The 15,942-nt window shown below is 32.9% G+C and carries 12 protein-coding genes; 5 read left to right on the plus strand and 7 right to left on the minus strand.

Annotation, left to right across the window (positions count from 1 at the left end; all coding sequences use genetic code 11):
• Positions 1 to 292 precede the first annotated feature (292 nt).
• The 4 genes from Q7C23_RS14665 to Q7C23_RS14680 form a co-directional block, all read right to left on the minus strand.
• Positions 293 to 745, minus strand: coding sequence for a response regulator (locus tag Q7C23_RS14665; RefSeq protein ID WP_375033242.1), 453 nt, complete (start codon positions 743 to 745; stop codon positions 293 to 295).
• A gap of 148 nt (positions 746 to 893) precedes the next feature.
• Positions 894 to 1,475 carry a porin family protein gene (locus tag Q7C23_RS14670; protein WP_375033243.1) on the minus strand — a complete coding sequence of 194 codons (582 nt, stop codon included), beginning with the start codon at positions 1,473 to 1,475 and terminating at the stop codon, positions 894 to 896.
• Positions 1,476 to 1,510: 35 nt separating this feature from the next.
• Entirely contained in the window at positions 1,511 to 2,296 is a 786-nt protein-coding gene (locus Q7C23_RS14675; RefSeq protein WP_375033244.1) for a membrane metalloprotease, read from the minus strand.
• A gap of 70 nt (positions 2,297 to 2,366) precedes the next feature.
• A complete protein-coding gene (locus tag Q7C23_RS14680) occupies positions 2,367 to 3,410 on the minus strand; it encodes a hypothetical protein (protein ID WP_375033245.1) in 1,044 nt (347 codons plus the stop codon).
• A 256-nt stretch (positions 3,411 to 3,666) separates the two neighbouring features.
• Here Q7C23_RS14680 and Q7C23_RS14685 point away from each other — a divergent pair, with 256 nt between their 5' ends.
• The 3 genes from Q7C23_RS14685 to Q7C23_RS14695 all read left to right on the plus strand — a co-directional run bounded on the left by Q7C23_RS14685 (position 3,667) and on the right by Q7C23_RS14695 (position 7,680).
• Positions 3,667 to 4,182 carry an RNA polymerase sigma factor gene (locus Q7C23_RS14685; RefSeq protein ID WP_375033246.1) on the plus strand — a complete coding sequence of 172 codons (516 nt, stop codon included), beginning with the start codon at positions 3,667 to 3,669 and terminating at the stop codon, positions 4,180 to 4,182.
• 62 nt (positions 4,183 to 4,244) lie between these two features.
• Complete coding sequence (locus Q7C23_RS14690) at positions 4,245 to 5,159, plus strand: FecR family protein (RefSeq protein WP_375033247.1); 915 nt, start codon at positions 4,245 to 4,247, stop codon at positions 5,157 to 5,159.
• Positions 5,146 to 7,680: a carboxypeptidase-like regulatory domain-containing protein gene (locus tag Q7C23_RS14695; protein WP_375033248.1), complete on the plus strand. Its 2,535-nt coding sequence runs from the start codon at positions 5,146 to 5,148 to the stop codon at positions 7,678 to 7,680. The genes Q7C23_RS14690 and Q7C23_RS14695 overlap by 14 nt, the downstream gene beginning before the upstream one ends.
• A 119-nt stretch (positions 7,681 to 7,799) precedes the next feature.
• Here the strand turns inward: Q7C23_RS14695 and Q7C23_RS14700 are convergent, their stop codons facing one another.
• The 3 genes from Q7C23_RS14700 to Q7C23_RS14710 all read right to left on the minus strand — a co-directional run bounded on the left by Q7C23_RS14700 (position 7,800) and on the right by Q7C23_RS14710 (position 11,835).
• The gene (locus tag Q7C23_RS14700; protein ID WP_375033249.1) at positions 7,800 to 8,813 is read right to left on the minus strand and encodes a YhcG family protein; all 1,014 of its coding nucleotides are present in this window, start codon (positions 8,811 to 8,813) and stop codon (positions 7,800 to 7,802) included.
• 1,615 nt (positions 8,814 to 10,428) lie between these two features.
• A complete protein-coding gene (locus Q7C23_RS14705; RefSeq protein WP_375033250.1) occupies positions 10,429 to 11,010 on the minus strand; it encodes a TetR/AcrR family transcriptional regulator in 582 nt (193 codons plus the stop codon).
• Positions 11,011 to 11,082: 72 nt separating this feature from the next.
• Positions 11,083 to 11,835 (minus strand): glucose 1-dehydrogenase, encoded by a 753-nt coding sequence (locus Q7C23_RS14710; RefSeq protein ID WP_375033251.1) that lies wholly within the window; start codon positions 11,833 to 11,835, stop codon positions 11,083 to 11,085.
• A gap of 361 nt (positions 11,836 to 12,196) precedes the next feature.
• On the opposite strand from Q7C23_RS14710, the gene Q7C23_RS14715 reads away from it, so the two are divergent.
• Together Q7C23_RS14715 and Q7C23_RS14720 are read left to right on the plus strand one after the other, a co-directional pair.
• Entirely contained in the window at positions 12,197 to 13,807 is a 1,611-nt protein-coding gene (locus Q7C23_RS14715; RefSeq protein ID WP_375033252.1) for a sensor histidine kinase, read from the plus strand.
• A 14-nt stretch (positions 13,808 to 13,821) separates the two neighbouring features.
• The gene (locus tag Q7C23_RS14720) at positions 13,822 to 15,771 is read left to right on the plus strand and encodes a sigma 54-interacting transcriptional regulator (RefSeq protein ID WP_375033253.1); all 1,950 of its coding nucleotides are present in this window, start codon (positions 13,822 to 13,824) and stop codon (positions 15,769 to 15,771) included.
• Positions 15,772 to 15,942: the final 171 nt, after the last annotated feature.

Raw genomic sequence — 15,942 nt, forward strand, 5'->3', positions numbered from 1 at the left:
ATTGATTTTTGCAATTTAGGAGAATTACATAGAATTGAATAATTCCCTATGTAATTCTCCTAATTTTATAAAGCTTCGAGCCCGACTGATGTAAACCTTGTATTTCTGAATTTTTCATTTTTCAAAAGTTCATGTGCTGCGATTCAATCACAAAACTTAGAATAATGAAATATCTTTAAAAAAACGCCTTAACTTTTTGTGGCAAAAAAGACATCTGCTCCAATCTGCAAGTGTTGTATAAAACTACAGTTAGTTTTAAAGACCATACTATTGGAATCTTCTGCAGCACAGATTAAATCAATCTAAACTTTAAATTACTTTTTTCAATTGAAAACCAGTCTATTTGTAAAACCTCTTTAATGAATGATTTCAGATCGTCAAATGTACTGGGTTTTACAGCATAAAATGTCGCTCCAAGGTTAAAGGCCTTATCTATAACCCAGGGATCACTGGAAGTGGAAAGTATGATCACGAATAATTCTTTTAAATCACCACGTTGATTTCTTATTTCTTCCAAACATTTAAGTCCATCCTGTTTGGGCATATTAATATCTAAAAAAATAATATCAGGCAGAGAATTAGGCTTCTTATAAAGAATTTCCATCAATTGTTGACCATCTTGTGCCTGGGTTAAAATTACAATACTGTCTATTTCAAATAGTGCTTCTGCAAACATGACCCGATCATCATCGTCATCATCTGCGAGATAAATATTTTTTTGAGCCCGTGTATTTTGTAAATTCATATCTGTTTTTTTATTATTTAGAAGAATACTTATAAGACAAGGATTTCAAAATTTGTATAATATTGATGTAAGCCTGTTGATTGTTTTTATTAATTGGAAGTCTAAATACTGAAGTATCAATTGTGAATTAATAAACTAAATTATAAACTTACAGATCAAAACCTATAGAGAATTGCCAAACCCTATTTTGTGCTTTTCCCTCATCATATAAATCTCCCAATCCTAAATGGTAACGAGCTGATAAACTTATACCGGAATTTGTTTTAAATCCTCCACCAAAGTTTACTCCCCAATCAAAACTATTAGGATCATATTCTTGTGAACTGGTGAAAAGCCCATCATATTCTTCTTTATGTGAAACGGCTAATCCAATTTGTGGACCTGCTTCCAAAAAGAAATTTTTAGTCGGGTAGGCTTTAAGCATTAATGGCAGGTTAATGTAATCTAACTTTTGAGTAAAGGTTTCACTATTATCTGTTATTTTATATCCTTGTTGGGAATATAATAATTCAGGTTGTATGGCAAAGCTTTCGCTAATAAAGGACTCGCCGTAAATTCCTATGTGAAAACCGTGACGTTGTCCGGTCTCTCCATCCCCATCAAAGCTTACCGCCGCCAGGCTATAACCTCCTTTTATCCCTACGTTGGATTTGGGGATATGATTATCCTGCGCATTTATTGTTGTTATGACACCAAAAAATAGGGCTATTATTGAAAATTTTATTCTCATGTGTTTGGTTTTATAATTGTTTGTTGATTAAATTTTTATCTTCCTCCATTGGCACGAAGGTCTGCAATACATTGCGCATCTAATTGAAGCGCAGTACCAGCTGAAAGCATATCCGAAATACCGGCACCCGTTTCTGATGACCAATACATTAAGCATGTTTTTTCAACACAATGTTTTGGATGTGCTGTATCTTCATGATTGCTTTGCAGAGGCGTTCCAAGGTTTGTGAGCCCTAGTATATGACCAAATTCATGGGTAATTATTGTGGTCTCTAACAAACTTCTGTTTGGTTCAAATGGACTGTCGCTTAGATTCTGAATAGTTTGTTCGAAAATAACAAAAGAAGTATTTCTGTAGGCCGTTCCAAGAATAAGCGAAGTTTCGGTATCCTTTGACGATTTCCCGTCTGTAAAAAAAGCCCAGACTGCGATTTGGTCTGAATTGTTGTATTTTGTGCGATTAGCATTTTCAATATTTACTATTTCCTGATCGGTGTAAGGTGAATTTCCCGGAGATGATATGGCATGTTTTACAACACTAATACCATTTGGTTTGTATGTTCTTGCAGTAAGAAAGTTTATAAAATTATTGATCGCTGTACTGCTGGGCTCAAAACCGGTTACATATACCACTTCAATAACCATACTCTTAAACTTTTTATCCGATAGTAAATCATTAGCCGAACTTCCGGTTTGCTGTCTGTTTGCAATAGTATTTAGTGCAGCTGAATTGTCTGTGCTATCGTCCTTTGAACAAGCCGAAACAGAAAGCAACAAAATAATGGTTAATAGAGAAAATGTTTTTTTCATTATTATTTTCATTAGTATGTATTTTATTACGGACAGCAAAATTAGATGTGCTGTCCGCAATAAACTACTAGTTAAAATCCAGTTATATTTGTTTCAATACGAGTGTTACAGCGGCATCAGTTTTGCTTTGTAAGGTGATGGTTGTAGCGTTAAAACTGCTTACTTTCCAGGTATTATTCAGGAGGGTAAAGGAAGCATTTCCTGAAAAATTCAGTTGCAGCAACACATTTAATTCCGAGCTTACTGCATAGGTTCCATTGACAGTTGTATTTAATAAATCTGTAGCTTTTACAAGTAAATTATTTGTAAAATCGATTGTATAATCTTTATAGTTTATCGCGGAGTTTACCCCTGCATTTACAAAGGATTCCACTTTAAATTTTCCATTCACTAAAATAGGCTCTATTTTTTTTACATTTTCAGCAGCCAGAGTTAATGCTTCTTGTGTTTTTACAGCTGCATTTATAGTGGCTTGCAATTCAGCATCGCTGGAAATTGTTACTTTGGTTCCATCTGCAATTGTCGCTGAAACTGGATAGTTTACAGCATATAATTCTGTACTGCTTAAATTAGACATATAGGTAAATAATTGTTGTTCTGATGTAATAACAACACTTCCTGTTTGTTTAAGACTTAAATCAAATGTCAAAATTGTAATGGGAAAACTGATATTTACAGAAGAGATGGCGTTCTGACCAGATACTTCTGCTGCTGTGCAGGCAGTAAGAATCGCATTATATTCTGTTTGATTATTAACAGTAACCTCACTGTAATTGCTTAATTTAACTTTTAATGGAAATTGTAGTACAACAGTATCCTGATCATCGTTAAATTGGCCCAAAATAGAAATAACTTTTTGGTAATCTACCTGGTTTAGTACAGAAACCTGAACTCCATTTACTTTAGCGGTAACGGGCAACAAAATTGAGGAACATGAAGCTCCATCCAGAAAATCATCAAAGGAACCGTCATACATAGAAGTACGTTTAAGGTTACTTGTTGTAGTTGAATTGGCTGAATTTGTATTTGGATTTTCTCCCTGTTCATTGTCAATTTCACTTTGGCATGATGTAAAACCTAAAATAGCCATCAATGCCGTTGCGGTAACAATTTTTAATTTTTTCATAATTTTAAAATTTTATATATTTTTATATAACCAGCGATGTTTTTAGCGCCTTTCTATTGGTAAGACAACCAGGATTATTTTTACCCTATGAAAAATTTAAAAAAAAAATAATTTTTTACAAATAGAATTATAATTATTTGATAATTAGTGTTTTATTATTTTGATAAATTTTCATAAAAAGCAATTACGATCAATTCAGCTATTTTTGAAAAATTAATTTACATTTACAAACTACAAAAAAAGAATTAATATCTCAATGAGCGACAAAAAAAGTAAACTTTGCCAAGAAAATCACTTTAGGGACTTTTATTTAACGCATGTACAATCAGCAAATAATTTTGCTTATTTTAAATGTGGAGATGAGCAGGCTGCATTAGATCTGGTACAGGATGCGTTTACCAAAATTTGGGAAAATTGCTCTAAAATAGACTTTAGTAAAGTCAAAACGTATTTGTTTACCAGCATTAATAATTTATTTCTAAATACAGTAAAACATCAAAAAGTAGTATTAAGATATGCTAAAGATGCGCCTAATCTGGATATCCATAATCAAAGCCCTGATTATTTGCTTGAAGAGGAAGAATTCAGACTTAAACTCACCAATGCAATTGCATCATTGAGTGAATTGCAAAGAGAAGTTTTTTTATTGAATAGAATAGAGGGGAAAAAATACAGGGAAATTGCTGAGTTGCTTGATATTTCTCAAAAAACGGTAGAAAAAAGAATGTCCGGGGCGCTACAAATATTAAAATCCCAGATAGAAAATATATAATTTAATGGTTTAGCTATAGGGTAATTTAAAAGTTAATTGTCTTATAAACATAGAGGTATAAAATGAAAAACGAAAAAGAAATATTAAAATGGTTCAATAATGAGCTTTCAGTTAAAGAAATTGAAGATTTAAAGCAATCGGAAGATTTACAAACAATTGAAAAGATTAATCATTATGCATCGCAGTTCGAGACTCCAAAAGTAGATATCCACGCTGCTCTGGAAGCTTTCGAAGGCAGGAACCATTCTAAAAAGACACCAAAAGTAAGAACTTTAAACTACAAAGTTTTTTACCGCATAGCAGCTGTGCTGGCTATTGCGCTTGCTTCTGCATATTTTTTGTTTTCCAATAACATTACATCATTTGAAACTTCAATAGCGCAAACAAAATCCATTACATTGCCAGATCATTCTCAGGCAATATTGAATGCGGGCTCAAAATTAAGTTTTAACCAAGAAAAATGGACAGTTAAAAGAGATTTAACCTTAGAGGGAGAAGCTTTTTTCAGAGTAAAAAAAGGACAGACTTTTAGTGTAAATACAGCTGCAGGAGTAGTAAAAGTTTTGGGAACGCAATTTAATGTAAAACAGCGTAAAAACTACTTTGAGGTTACTTGTTATCATGGACTGGTAAGTGTTGCCTATAAGCAGACAGCCGTTAAACTACCACCTGGAAAAACCTTTAGAGTTATAAATGGCACCATTGAGGCTGTTGAAGATTTTAATGCCAAAAAACCTTCCTGGCTTGAGCAGGAATCTAGTTTTGACAGAATACCTCTGGATCAGGTTATTGCAGAACTGGAGCGACAGTATGATATAAAAATAAAAACAGAAGGGGTGGATACTTCAAAACTCTTTACCGGAAGTTTTACCCATACCAATAAACAAATAGCGCTTCAAGCCGTTACCATCCCGCTTAAACTAAGTTACAGAATCGAAGGGGAAACCATTATATTTTATAATTATGGTCTCAAATAAAGGACTGATTTTTTTATTGATTTGTATTGGCAGTTTTTGTTATGGACAAAATACAGCCCAAAAAATGCCTTTGAATGAGGTTATTATTGCAATAGAAAAACAGTTTAATGTAAAGTTCTCCTATGCTGTTGAAGATGTGGCAGGGCTAAGCGTCGAAAAACCCAGCACCTCATTTACTTTAGCGCAAACCATTGATTACCTAAACCAGAAAACCCTTTTGAATTTTAAGGCTTTAGACGACCGGTATGTTACCGTTTCATTACTAAACAAAACAATAGCCATTTGTGGAACCATTTTATCTGGTGAGAGCAGATCTGGCCTGCCTGGCGCTTCAGTGTTTGTAGATAATATCGGCAAACATTCCATTACGGATCAAAACGGTAAATTTAGTCTGCAGGATATTCCAATAAATGCCACGGTGACTGTATCCTATGTTGGTTTTGAGTCCAGACGCTTTACCGCCAGGGAATTGTTTGCTTCGCAAAATAATTGCAGGGAGATAATTCTTAATACTAAAAACGAGGAATTGAATCAGGTTTTGATCAATGTTTATTTGACTCCCGGTTTGCAAAAATATGTGGATGGAAGTACGGTTTTAAACACAAAAAAATTCGGTATTCTTCCCGGATTGACAGAACCTGATATCCTGCAGTCCATTCAGGTCCTGCCCGGAGTTGAAAGCACCAATGAAAGTATCGCAAATATTAATGTGCGTGGTGGCACTAATGATCAGAATTTAGTGCTTTGGGACAATATTAAGATGTATCATTCAGGCCATTTTTTCGGCTTGATATCTGCTTATAATCCCAATCTTACCAGTAAAGTTATTGTGAGTAAAAACGGAACAAGTGCTGAGTATAGTGATGGTGTTTCAAGTACTATCAATATGTACACAAAAGATTTGGTTTCCAATACCTTTTCAGGTGGTGCAGGTATTAATTGCATTAGCGCTGATGTTTTTTTAGAAATTCCAATAACTAAAAAATTAGAGTTTCACATTTCAGGACGTCGTTCTATTACTGATGTGCTTAAATCTCCTACCTACACCAAATATTTCGACCGTAGTTTTCAGGATACTGAAATTAATGCCGATAGCGATCAGTATGACACCTCTTCTGATTTCTACTTTTATGATTATACGGCTAAATTACTTTTCGATTTGAACGAAAAACATCAGTTTCGGGCAAATATTATTGGAATTAATAATGCCCTGGATTACTCGGAAAGGCTGACAAATTCAGAGCAAACTCAATCTAAAATTAGCAATTTATCCCAAAAGAATATTGGTTATGGAGGAAATTGGAAAGCACAGTGGAATTCAAAACTTAGCACAAACCTAATAACCTACTTTTCCCGTTATAATATTGATGCTACTGATTATAGGGTAGAAACAAATCAGCGCTTAACTGAAGCCAATGAAGTGCTGGAAACGGGAACGAAACTCAATACCTATTTCAAAAGTAATGATAACTTGAGTTTTTTGCTTGGTTATCAGTTTAATGAAACAGGAATGCTGAACCAGACCGCTGTAACTAATCCATCTTATATTAATACTAAAAAAGATGTCTTACTGAATCATGCACTATTCTTCGAGACTCAATATAATAAAAACAATACCTATTTAAGAGTTGGATTACGGTGCAACTATTTTCAAAAGTTTGATAAGTTATTAATAGAGCCGAGGGTAAATGTTCGACAAAAATTATCAGAGCAGTTTGCTTTAAAATTAGAGGGTGAATTCAAAAATCAGTCTACGGCTCAAATTGTAGATTTTGAAGATGATTTTTTGGGTGTCGAAAAAAGACATTGGGTTTTAGTGACTAATAAAGATTTACCTATTGCTACAAGTAAACAAGGTTCTTTTGGGGTAGAATTCAACAAAAATAAATTAAATATTGAGGCTACAGGATTTTATAAATTCGTTGATGGCATAACAGCCTCGAGCCAGGGTTTCTATAACAATTTTCAGTTTACTAATGCCAGCGGAAGTTATGCGGTCAAAGGTTTTGAATTTTTAGCTAATAAAACAGCCCGTCAATATAGTATCTGGATGAGTTATACCTTCAGCAAAAATAACTATGAGTTTGAAACTCTTACACCTTCGGTCTTTCCTAATAATGTCGATATCAGACATTCTGTATCAATTGGTTTTTATTATGAGTTTATAAAAAATGTAAAAATAGCTCTCGGGGGTATGTGGAGAAACGGTCAGCCTTACACCAAACCAGTTGATGGTGATCCAACGATACAAAACGGAAATAAAACTCTGGTAAATTATGATACTCCAAATAGTGAGAATCTAGACAATTTCATGCGTTTGGATGCCTCTTTAAATTATAATTTCAATTTCTCATCATCCACTACAGCTTCGCTTACTGTTGGTGTCATTAACCTTACCGATCGGGAGAATGTTATTAATCGTTATTATAGAGTTGATCCAAAAGATTCCAATAATGCTGTTCAGGTAGATAACAAATCACTTGGTTTGACACCAAATATTAGTTTTAGAGTGAATTTCTAATCTGTTTCTAAAGAATATTCGAACCCTGGGTCGATCGACCCTGTCAATACTGATTTTATACTCTTGTAAAAGGAGAAGTACCACGATTCTGCCAAAAAAATTTAATCTAAATTTCTTTCTTAGATTTCCTTTCTGTCCTCTTGAAAATTTGCCAATTCTTTATTGACTTCTTCCAGTAATTGCTGCTCGGTTGGAAGATATAAATGATACTGGCTTGCGATAATGCTTTTGTTGGTTTCGGGTAATGTGAATTTAACTACTCCATCATTTTTATCAGCACAGAGCAATATTCCAATTGTAGGATTTTCATTTTCATTTTTTTCAATGCGGTCGTAGTAGTTGACATACATCTGCAGTTGCCCAATATCTTGATGGGTAAGCTTATGTGTCTTGATTTCTATTAAAACAAAACATTGGAGTAATCTATTATAAAAAACCAGATCTACAAAAAATTCATCTCCATCAATATGAATTCTTTTTTGCCTTGCAACAAAAGAAAAGCCATTTCCTATTTCCAATAAAAACTCCTGAAGATGTGTTATGATGGCCTGTTCGAGATCTTTTTCATAATACGCAGCTTCGCGTTTTAAGCCTAAGAATTCCAAATACATCGGGTCTTTAATAATCTCCCTGGCATCTGAAGGCAACTTTTCATTTTTAGCAACTGCCAGAACACTTTCTTTATCACTGCTCAGTAAGAGGCGTTCATATAAACTGCTGTTTATTTGACGTTCCAATTGACGCGATGTCCAATTGTTTTTTACACTTTCAGCAATATAGAACTCTCTTTTTTCTTGTTTCTCAATTGATAATAAGAGTTTATACTGTGTCCAGCTCAATTGCGTCCGCAGTGCGGACGCAATTGGAAAAGTCCGGTAAAACTGACGATATCGCTCCAATTGTCTGACCGAAAATCCACTGCCATATTCAGGCTGTAATTCTTCTGCGAGATACTTAATTAAGTAAGCTCCATAATCCGCTCTATCTTTTCCCTGTTGTTCTTCCTCGAAAATGCGTTTTCCAATTGTCCAATACATTTTGGTTCTTTCATTATCAACAGCCCTAATTGCATTCTCTCTTGAAGTCGCTATTATTGCTTTTATATCGGGGATTACAGATTGGTTTTGAAGCATTTTTTTTAAGTAAGGAAGTTAGTTGTAGTTTGCAAACATACAAAAAAGTAATAAAAACAGATAAAATCAAATGGGTTGTTAGTATATAAATACAGTATATATTTTATTAAATGGCTGATTTTTAAATATTTATATTATCGGTATTCAAGAGCAGAATGTCTTTTGGAAGTATTCTAGAAATTCTTGATATAACCAATCACTGATTTTTTTGCTTTTACCAATGCATAGTTGTTATGGTAAATTAATTTTGTTTACGTCGTAAAAAAAACTCCCAGCTACTGCTACAGAATACAAAAAATAAATTGTGCCGACATTGTCGGCACAATTGGAAAATAGATATCGGAAGAAACCTCGAAGAAAATAATCTTTGAATTATGCAATTTATAGATCTGTTTATAGATAAGGAATTTGTCGTGACAGTGTCACGACAATTATGTTTGTCTCTCTTCTTAGCAATAATAGGCATTAGATTGTGCAAGTACGACTTGCACAAATCAATAGTTATATGCTAGCTAAAGTAAAAACTTTAATCGAAAGAATATTTTTTATAGTAGATATAGCCAAAGATTGAGAGGTTAGATATAATTCTTTTTCATACTTCTTCACGACTAGGTTCGGGAAATTTTGAAAATCAATATATAGCAGTCTTTTAGTATATTGATTTTAAAGGGATATTTATTTCTCTCAACACTGTTGAGAGTTTTGTATTGCTCAAGTATAAAAAACTGCCTTAGCTTTTTGTGCCAAATTAGAAGGCAATTCCTGTAAAAAACGGCCACCATAATAGTGACCGTTTTATTAAATGTTCCCTACTGTTATAAAATCATTTAATCTTTATTCTTTTCTAAAAGCTCTGGCTGCTTCTCTTTCCAAATCAAGACGGCACATGCAAAGTTTGGCTTTTAGTAAATAAACCCCTCCAAATATATTTACCGCATTTACAAAATGTGCGGTGATTATTTTAAATTTAAACCGCATTTTTGCGGTGATTGTATTTTTAACCACCGCAGCGTATCTAATAAATAATCTAACTCTAGGCTTGATGAAATGATATTCATTAAAAATAAGTGCAAACTGTATTACAATACTAAACTCTGCCTAAGCTTTTAGTCGCAAAAAAGGTATCAACTCCATGAACCTCTGTGCACCGATTCTGCACCCAAATTCAATTTTACTATTTCAACATTAAATCATTCACAAAAATTAAAATACCAACTAAGTAACAGACAGTAGTATTATTCTTTTTGTTTTACAAATATATTATAAAAATTTAAAATGCAGAGTTTCCGTGAATTTTGGCTTTTTGTAGAATTTGAAAAGTTTCCTTTTACTTCATCCGCGGAGGAAGAGGGATTCGAACTATTACCTCGCATTCCACCTATTTACTGCAATGTTCAATATTTTTTAATGCTGTGCCACAAATGTGCCACAAATTTCAGATCCGCTATTTTTTTTGGTTAATGTATTGTTTTAGAGCGTATTATGACTCTCTGTTTCATTGATTGCCAAAAATACAAATTTATACGACATAACGATAAGAAATAATTTTAAACGTTGGGATCACTAGTTATACTGAGATGATGTTTACAAACACATCGTAAATTCACTTTATTAATTAAAGAAGATAAAAAAGAGTATTAACGATATCATCATAAACTTGTTTGTCTCTTTCGCCTGCACGAGCTAGAACTCTAATTCCGGAATAGTTATTAAAGATGAATCGAGCTAAAACACTCGGTTTATGTTGCTTAGAAATAGTACCGGCCTCTTGACCTTTTTTTACTGCATTTGTAAAAACTTCTTCCATTTTCCGACTGTTGCTTTTCACAATATTTGCAATTTCTTCATTGTGCATAGCGAGTTCTACAGAAGAATTAACCATAAAACACCCCTTAGTAATTCGGTCTTCCAAACTTTCAACTACTGCTTGTTTAAAAATATCATGCAGCGTTTCTTTAATGTTTTGCGAATCTTCTAGCAGCTTTATGATCTGATCCTGAGACTGTTTTTGATAACGTTGCAAAGACTGTGAAAACAGTTTTTGTTTATCACCAAAAGTATCGTACAAACTAGAACGGCTTAGACCTAAATGTGTTACTAAATCCTGAGCCGAAGTTCCGTTATAACCTTTATGCCAAAAAATTTCTATAGCTTTGTCTAAAACCTGATCTTCATTAAATTCTTTCGTTCTAGCCATGACTTCAATATTAAATTATGCTACAAAGATATAAAAAAAACGGAACATTCGTTCCTGAATTTAATCAAAAAATTACACTACTGCATTTACAGTAAGTCCGCCATCAACCACAATTTCTGTTCCTGTAATGAATGAAGCATCATCTGAAGCAAGGAAACCAACTGTTTTAGCAATTTCTGAAGCCTGACCAAAACGTTTTAATAAAATTTTATCGCCCAAAAGCGCTCCAAAACCTTCAATCTCTTCTTTTTCTAAACCTAATTTACCATATAACGGAGTTTCTACCGGTCCTGGAGAAACAGCATTTACTCTGATTTTTCTTGGTGCTAATTCTGTTGCAAAAACTTTGTTTAAGGATAAAACTGCAGCTTTGCTAGATGCATAAACACTGGAATTTGGCATGCCAACATGTGCGTTGATTGAAGTATTAAAGATAATAGAACCTCCATCGTTTAAAATTGGCAATACTTTTTGAACTGTAAAATAAACTCCTTTTACATTTACATTCATAATACTGTCGTAATGTTCTTCTGAAGCTAATTCTACTGGAGCAAATGAAGCAATTCCGGCATTTAAGAATAAGATATCCACTTTTCCAAATTGTGCTTTTACCTGTTCAACTAAACCATCAATTGATTTTAAATCAGATTGATCTGAAACAATTCCTGTAACGTTTAATTCTCTTTCGGCTTTTGCCAAAGCTTGTTTGTTTCTACCTGTAATAATTACTTTTGCTCCTTTTGCTGCTAATTCGGCTGCTGCTGCGTACCCAATTCCACTATTTCCACCTGTTACAATAGCTACTTTGTTTTCTAAATTTTTCATTTTTATTTGTTTTAAATTATTATTAATCAATTATTATGGTACAAAGATATTATAACGGAACGATCATTCCGTTATAATTGTTGTTAATTTTTAGTTAAACTATATTTTAGGGTAAATTGAATTATTTTTTTTTAAATTAAAATAGTACAGTATTGTTATGATATAACAGTTTAGATGACTATCTAATTAATATGTGAATTGAGATCAATAACTAAATAAAAAAAAACAATTGTCAGAATTAAGATTAATTAGTACGTTTATGCAAAAACAACGATATATCGTTGGTATGCAAATTTCGAATATTTTAAATTTAAATACATAATAATCAATACCTTCGTATAGCTGATTAATTCCTAAGAAAATGCTCTTAAGCCACTACAGAATAATTCTGTTTCTCCTTGTATGGTTTACATTTGGAGACGTAAATGCATTTGCTCCTTTTAAGAGCATAAAACAGATAACTATTGCGGAAAAAAAACTATCCATTCTGATAAATGACTTGGATCAAGAAGGAGCTTATAATGAACTGCAGGTAATAAAAGCTGAAAAATTACTTAGTAGATTGCCTGAAAGCATAGACAAAATCAAAATATTATTAAAATTAAGTGACTGGTATGAAGTTTCTTATAACAACCCTACAACCTTGGGAAAGGCATTTCAATATGCTAAGGATGCCCTTCGGATAAGCGAGAACCTTCATTCTACTATTTATTCTGGTAAATGCTATTTGCAACTTTCCATGTTACAGCAGTTGAGAAATAAGAACGCAATGATAGAAGTCGAAGCCAGAAAAGCAATAGAATTGTTAACTAAAACAAATCAAACAAATGATTTGGGAGAAGCTTGGGTAATGGTATGGTCAGCTAAAATGCGTAATAATGCACTAATAGAAGAGAAATTAATTCCGCTTTTTAAAGCCGCCACTCTATTTGAAAAGTCCAGAAACAATAAAAGAAGTGGTGATTGCTACAAAGAAATGAGCGAGTTGTATTTTTCAATCTCAGATTTTCACAACTCCCGAAATTCGTTAAAAAAAGCGATACTTTTTTATAAAGCAGCCAATTTAAAAGAAAGTGATATTTATCCTATTTCCTCCAGACTTAATATTATTTATGAAACAGAAAAGAAAGGCATGGATATTATAAAACTTAAAAATAAAACCTTATTGCAGCAAAGCAAACTTAAAAATGAGGTGTTTTTACGTAATTCCATGGTAACTTTTGTACTCCTTTTACTTATAATCCTTGGACTACTCTATAAAAGTTTTATGTTTAAGAAGAAGACAAACCGGGTACTCGAAACACAACAAAATGAAATCAATAAAAAAAATAGTGCACTGCAAAAGCTGGTCGTTGAAAAAGAATGGCTGCTGAGAGAAATTCATCATAGAATAAAAAATAACCTTCATATGGTTGTTGGGCTTTTGGCAAGTCAAACGGAATTTTTAAAAAATGAAGAAGCAGTTCAGGCCATCAATGACAGTCAGAACAGGATTCAGGCTATGTCTTTAATTCATCAAAAATTGTATCAGTCAGAGAGTTTATCTATAATTGATATGCCATCGTATATATTTGAATTAACCGAATATTTAAAGGATTCATTCGAAATTAGAAAAAGAATAAGATTTGTACTTGATATAGATAGTTTTAATCTGCCATTATCACATTCAATTCCGATTGGTCTTATTTTTAACGAAGCTGTTACAAATGCTATAAAATATGCATTTCCAAATCAAGAAAATGGCGTAATTAATATTTCGCTTAAAACTAATGACAATAAAAATTATATTTTAATAATTCAGGATAACGGTGTAGGTCTTCCTGACGATTTTGACCCTTTTGACAATCCTTCCTTAGGAGTAAAGCTAATGCATGGACTCTCTGCTGATATTGATGGAAAGTTTCTAATTACAAATGTAGATGGTACCAAAATAACTCTGGAATTCGTTTTTAACGAAAATAATTCTCATTAATTTAATTCTGTAAAATGGCAAAACCACTTAAAATTCTTATTGTTGAAGATCAGTTTGTCGAAGCAAATCATTTACGATTAATGCTAAAAAAAGCTGGTCATTCTATTATTGGAATGGCACGCTCGGTATCAGATGCTAAATACTATATTGCTCAGGAAAAACCAGAATTAGTTCTTTTGGATATATTTCTTTCAGGAAAAGAAACAGGCATTGATCTTGCCGAAATACTAAAAGAAGATAATATTCCTTTTATTTATCTTTCTGCTAATTCTAACGAAGAAGTACTCAGCAAAGCTAAATTGACACATCCCCACGGCTTTTTAGTTAAACCTTTTAGAGAAAAAGATTTGTTAATAACAATTGAAATTGCCGAATATCATCAAGAACATGGAATTGAGTCTTCTATTAGAAAAGAGCTTTTGTTTCAGAAGCAATTAAAAAGTTTAGTGACAAAAAACGGTTCGTGGGACGATAGAGTACTTAACATTATAAGTTCTCTTCAGTCTCTTATTTCTTTTGATCTGGTAATGGCGGTTTTTTACATAGACAATAAATTATCCAGCAGGGTTCTAGGTTATGCAAGAACAGGTTTACATGAATATCAGAGAATAGGAATTGAAGAATTACAGAATATAACTGCTTTAAAAGAGTCTGAAATTAATGAGTTGCGAAATAAAAGTCAGGTAGAGACAGATGCCACATTCTATAATGATCAGGATTTTATAAAAGTATGTGAAAAGACTCCTATCAAAAAGATGATTGCAAATTCAATGAATATGAAATCTAATCTAATGCTGCCCGTTCCTTTATCAATCAGCGAAAATGGAGGATTGTATTTATCTTTTTTCAGCAGAAAGTCTGATACTTATAACAAAAATCATTTAACGATGTGTGAAAGGCTTCAGGAACCTTTAATTTATGCGATTGAAAATTTAATCAGTCATGACAAAAAAACAGACAAAAAAAATACTTCTTCTGTAAAACCGATGACAGAGAAAAATATAAAAAATTCAGGCTTTGAATCGATTATAGGAAAAAGTCCAGCTCTGCTAAAAATATTTGATCATATTTTACAAGTTGCTCCTGCCGATACCACAGTTTTAATTACTGGAGAAAGCGGCACCGGAAAAGAAAGTATAGCCCAAAGTATTAAGGAGCTTTCCAATCGAAAAAATGAGCCGTTTGTAAAAATTAATTGTTCTGCGCTGCCTCCAAGCCTTATAGAATCTGAGTTATTCGGACATGAAAAAGGATCTTTTACCGGCGCAGCAGAAAGACGAATTGGTAAATTTGAACAAGCAGATAACGGAACTTTATTTCTCGATGAAATTGGTGATATGCCATTAGAAATGCAAGCAAAACTGCTGCGCGCAATTCAGGAAAAAGAAATTGAACGGGTTGGGGGAAATCTTTCCATAAAAGTGAATGTTCGAATTATTGCAGCTACCAATAAAAATCTTGAAAAAGAAGTTGCCGATGGGCGATTCAGACTTGATTTATATTACAGGTTAAATGTCTTTCCTATTCAAGTGCCACCATTGAGAGAGCGTAAAGAAGATATTGGACTTCTTGCCCGTCATTTTATTGGTGTCTATAGTTCTAAAACTGGGAAAAATGTGACAGAAATATCGGAAAGTGCTTTAAAAAGTCTGTTATTGTATCAATGGCCGGGTAATATCCGTGAACTTGAGAATCTTATGGAAAGAAGTATTCTTTTGGCAAAGGCTGATATTATTGAGCACATTCCGCTACCTGCTTTTGAAGAAACTAAAATAAACAATATGTCAAATGAATGGTATTTTAAAACTATTCAGGAAAATGAAAGGGAACATATTATAAATGTACTTGAAAAATGCAATGGAAGAATTAGAGGAACAGGAGGAGCATCAGAGATATTAGGAGTTCCTCCTACAACATTGGCTTCAAGAATGCAGAAATTAGGTATCAAGAGAAGTCATTTCTAAATGATTAATTATCAATTGTATAGTTAAATGAACGATATAAAGTTGCTGTATTTTCGTCATACAACGAAATACAGTCGTTTCAAAATTCATATAAATACATAATTCTCTTAATAACAAGTAGTTAGTAAAAAGGTTCGGTTTTAGTTTATACTTTGGCATAACATTAAAATA

Origin of the sequence: Flavobacterium sp. LAR06 (assembly GCF_041946075.1) — a bacterium.
GTDB lineage: Bacteria > Bacteroidota > Bacteroidia > Flavobacteriales > Flavobacteriaceae > Flavobacterium.

What these genes read in the sequence shown, in the direction of transcription:
- Q7C23_RS14665 (WP_375033242.1), bottom strand. Translation starts at nt 745, where the DNA reads ATGAATTTACAAAATACACGGGCTCAAAAAAATATTTATCTCGCAGAT.
- Q7C23_RS14670 (WP_375033243.1), bottom strand. Translation starts at nt 1,475, where the DNA reads ATGAGAATAAAATTTTCAATAATAGCCCTATTTTTTGGTGTCATAACA.
- Q7C23_RS14675 (WP_375033244.1), bottom strand. Translation starts at nt 2,296, where the DNA reads ATGAAAATAATAATGAAAAAAACATTTTCTCTATTAACCATTATTTTG.
- Q7C23_RS14680 (WP_375033245.1), bottom strand. Translation starts at nt 3,410, where the DNA reads ATGAAAAAATTAAAAATTGTTACCGCAACGGCATTGATGGCTATTTTA.
- Q7C23_RS14685 (WP_375033246.1), top strand. Translation starts at nt 3,667, where the DNA reads ATGAGCGACAAAAAAAGTAAACTTTGCCAAGAAAATCACTTTAGGGAC.
- Q7C23_RS14690 (WP_375033247.1), top strand. Translation starts at nt 4,245, where the DNA reads ATGAAAAACGAAAAAGAAATATTAAAATGGTTCAATAATGAGCTTTCA.
- Q7C23_RS14695 (WP_375033248.1), top strand. Translation starts at nt 5,146, where the DNA reads ATGGTCTCAAATAAAGGACTGATTTTTTTATTGATTTGTATTGGCAGT.
- Q7C23_RS14700 (WP_375033249.1), bottom strand. Translation starts at nt 8,813, where the DNA reads ATGCTTCAAAACCAATCTGTAATCCCCGATATAAAAGCAATAATAGCG.
- Q7C23_RS14705 (WP_375033250.1), bottom strand. Translation starts at nt 11,010, where the DNA reads ATGGCTAGAACGAAAGAATTTAATGAAGATCAGGTTTTAGACAAAGCT.
- Q7C23_RS14710 (WP_375033251.1), bottom strand. Translation starts at nt 11,835, where the DNA reads ATGAAAAATTTAGAAAACAAAGTAGCTATTGTAACAGGTGGAAATAGT.
- Q7C23_RS14715 (WP_375033252.1), top strand. Translation starts at nt 12,197, where the DNA reads ATGCTCTTAAGCCACTACAGAATAATTCTGTTTCTCCTTGTATGGTTT.
- Q7C23_RS14720 (WP_375033253.1), top strand. Translation starts at nt 13,822, where the DNA reads ATGGCAAAACCACTTAAAATTCTTATTGTTGAAGATCAGTTTGTCGAA.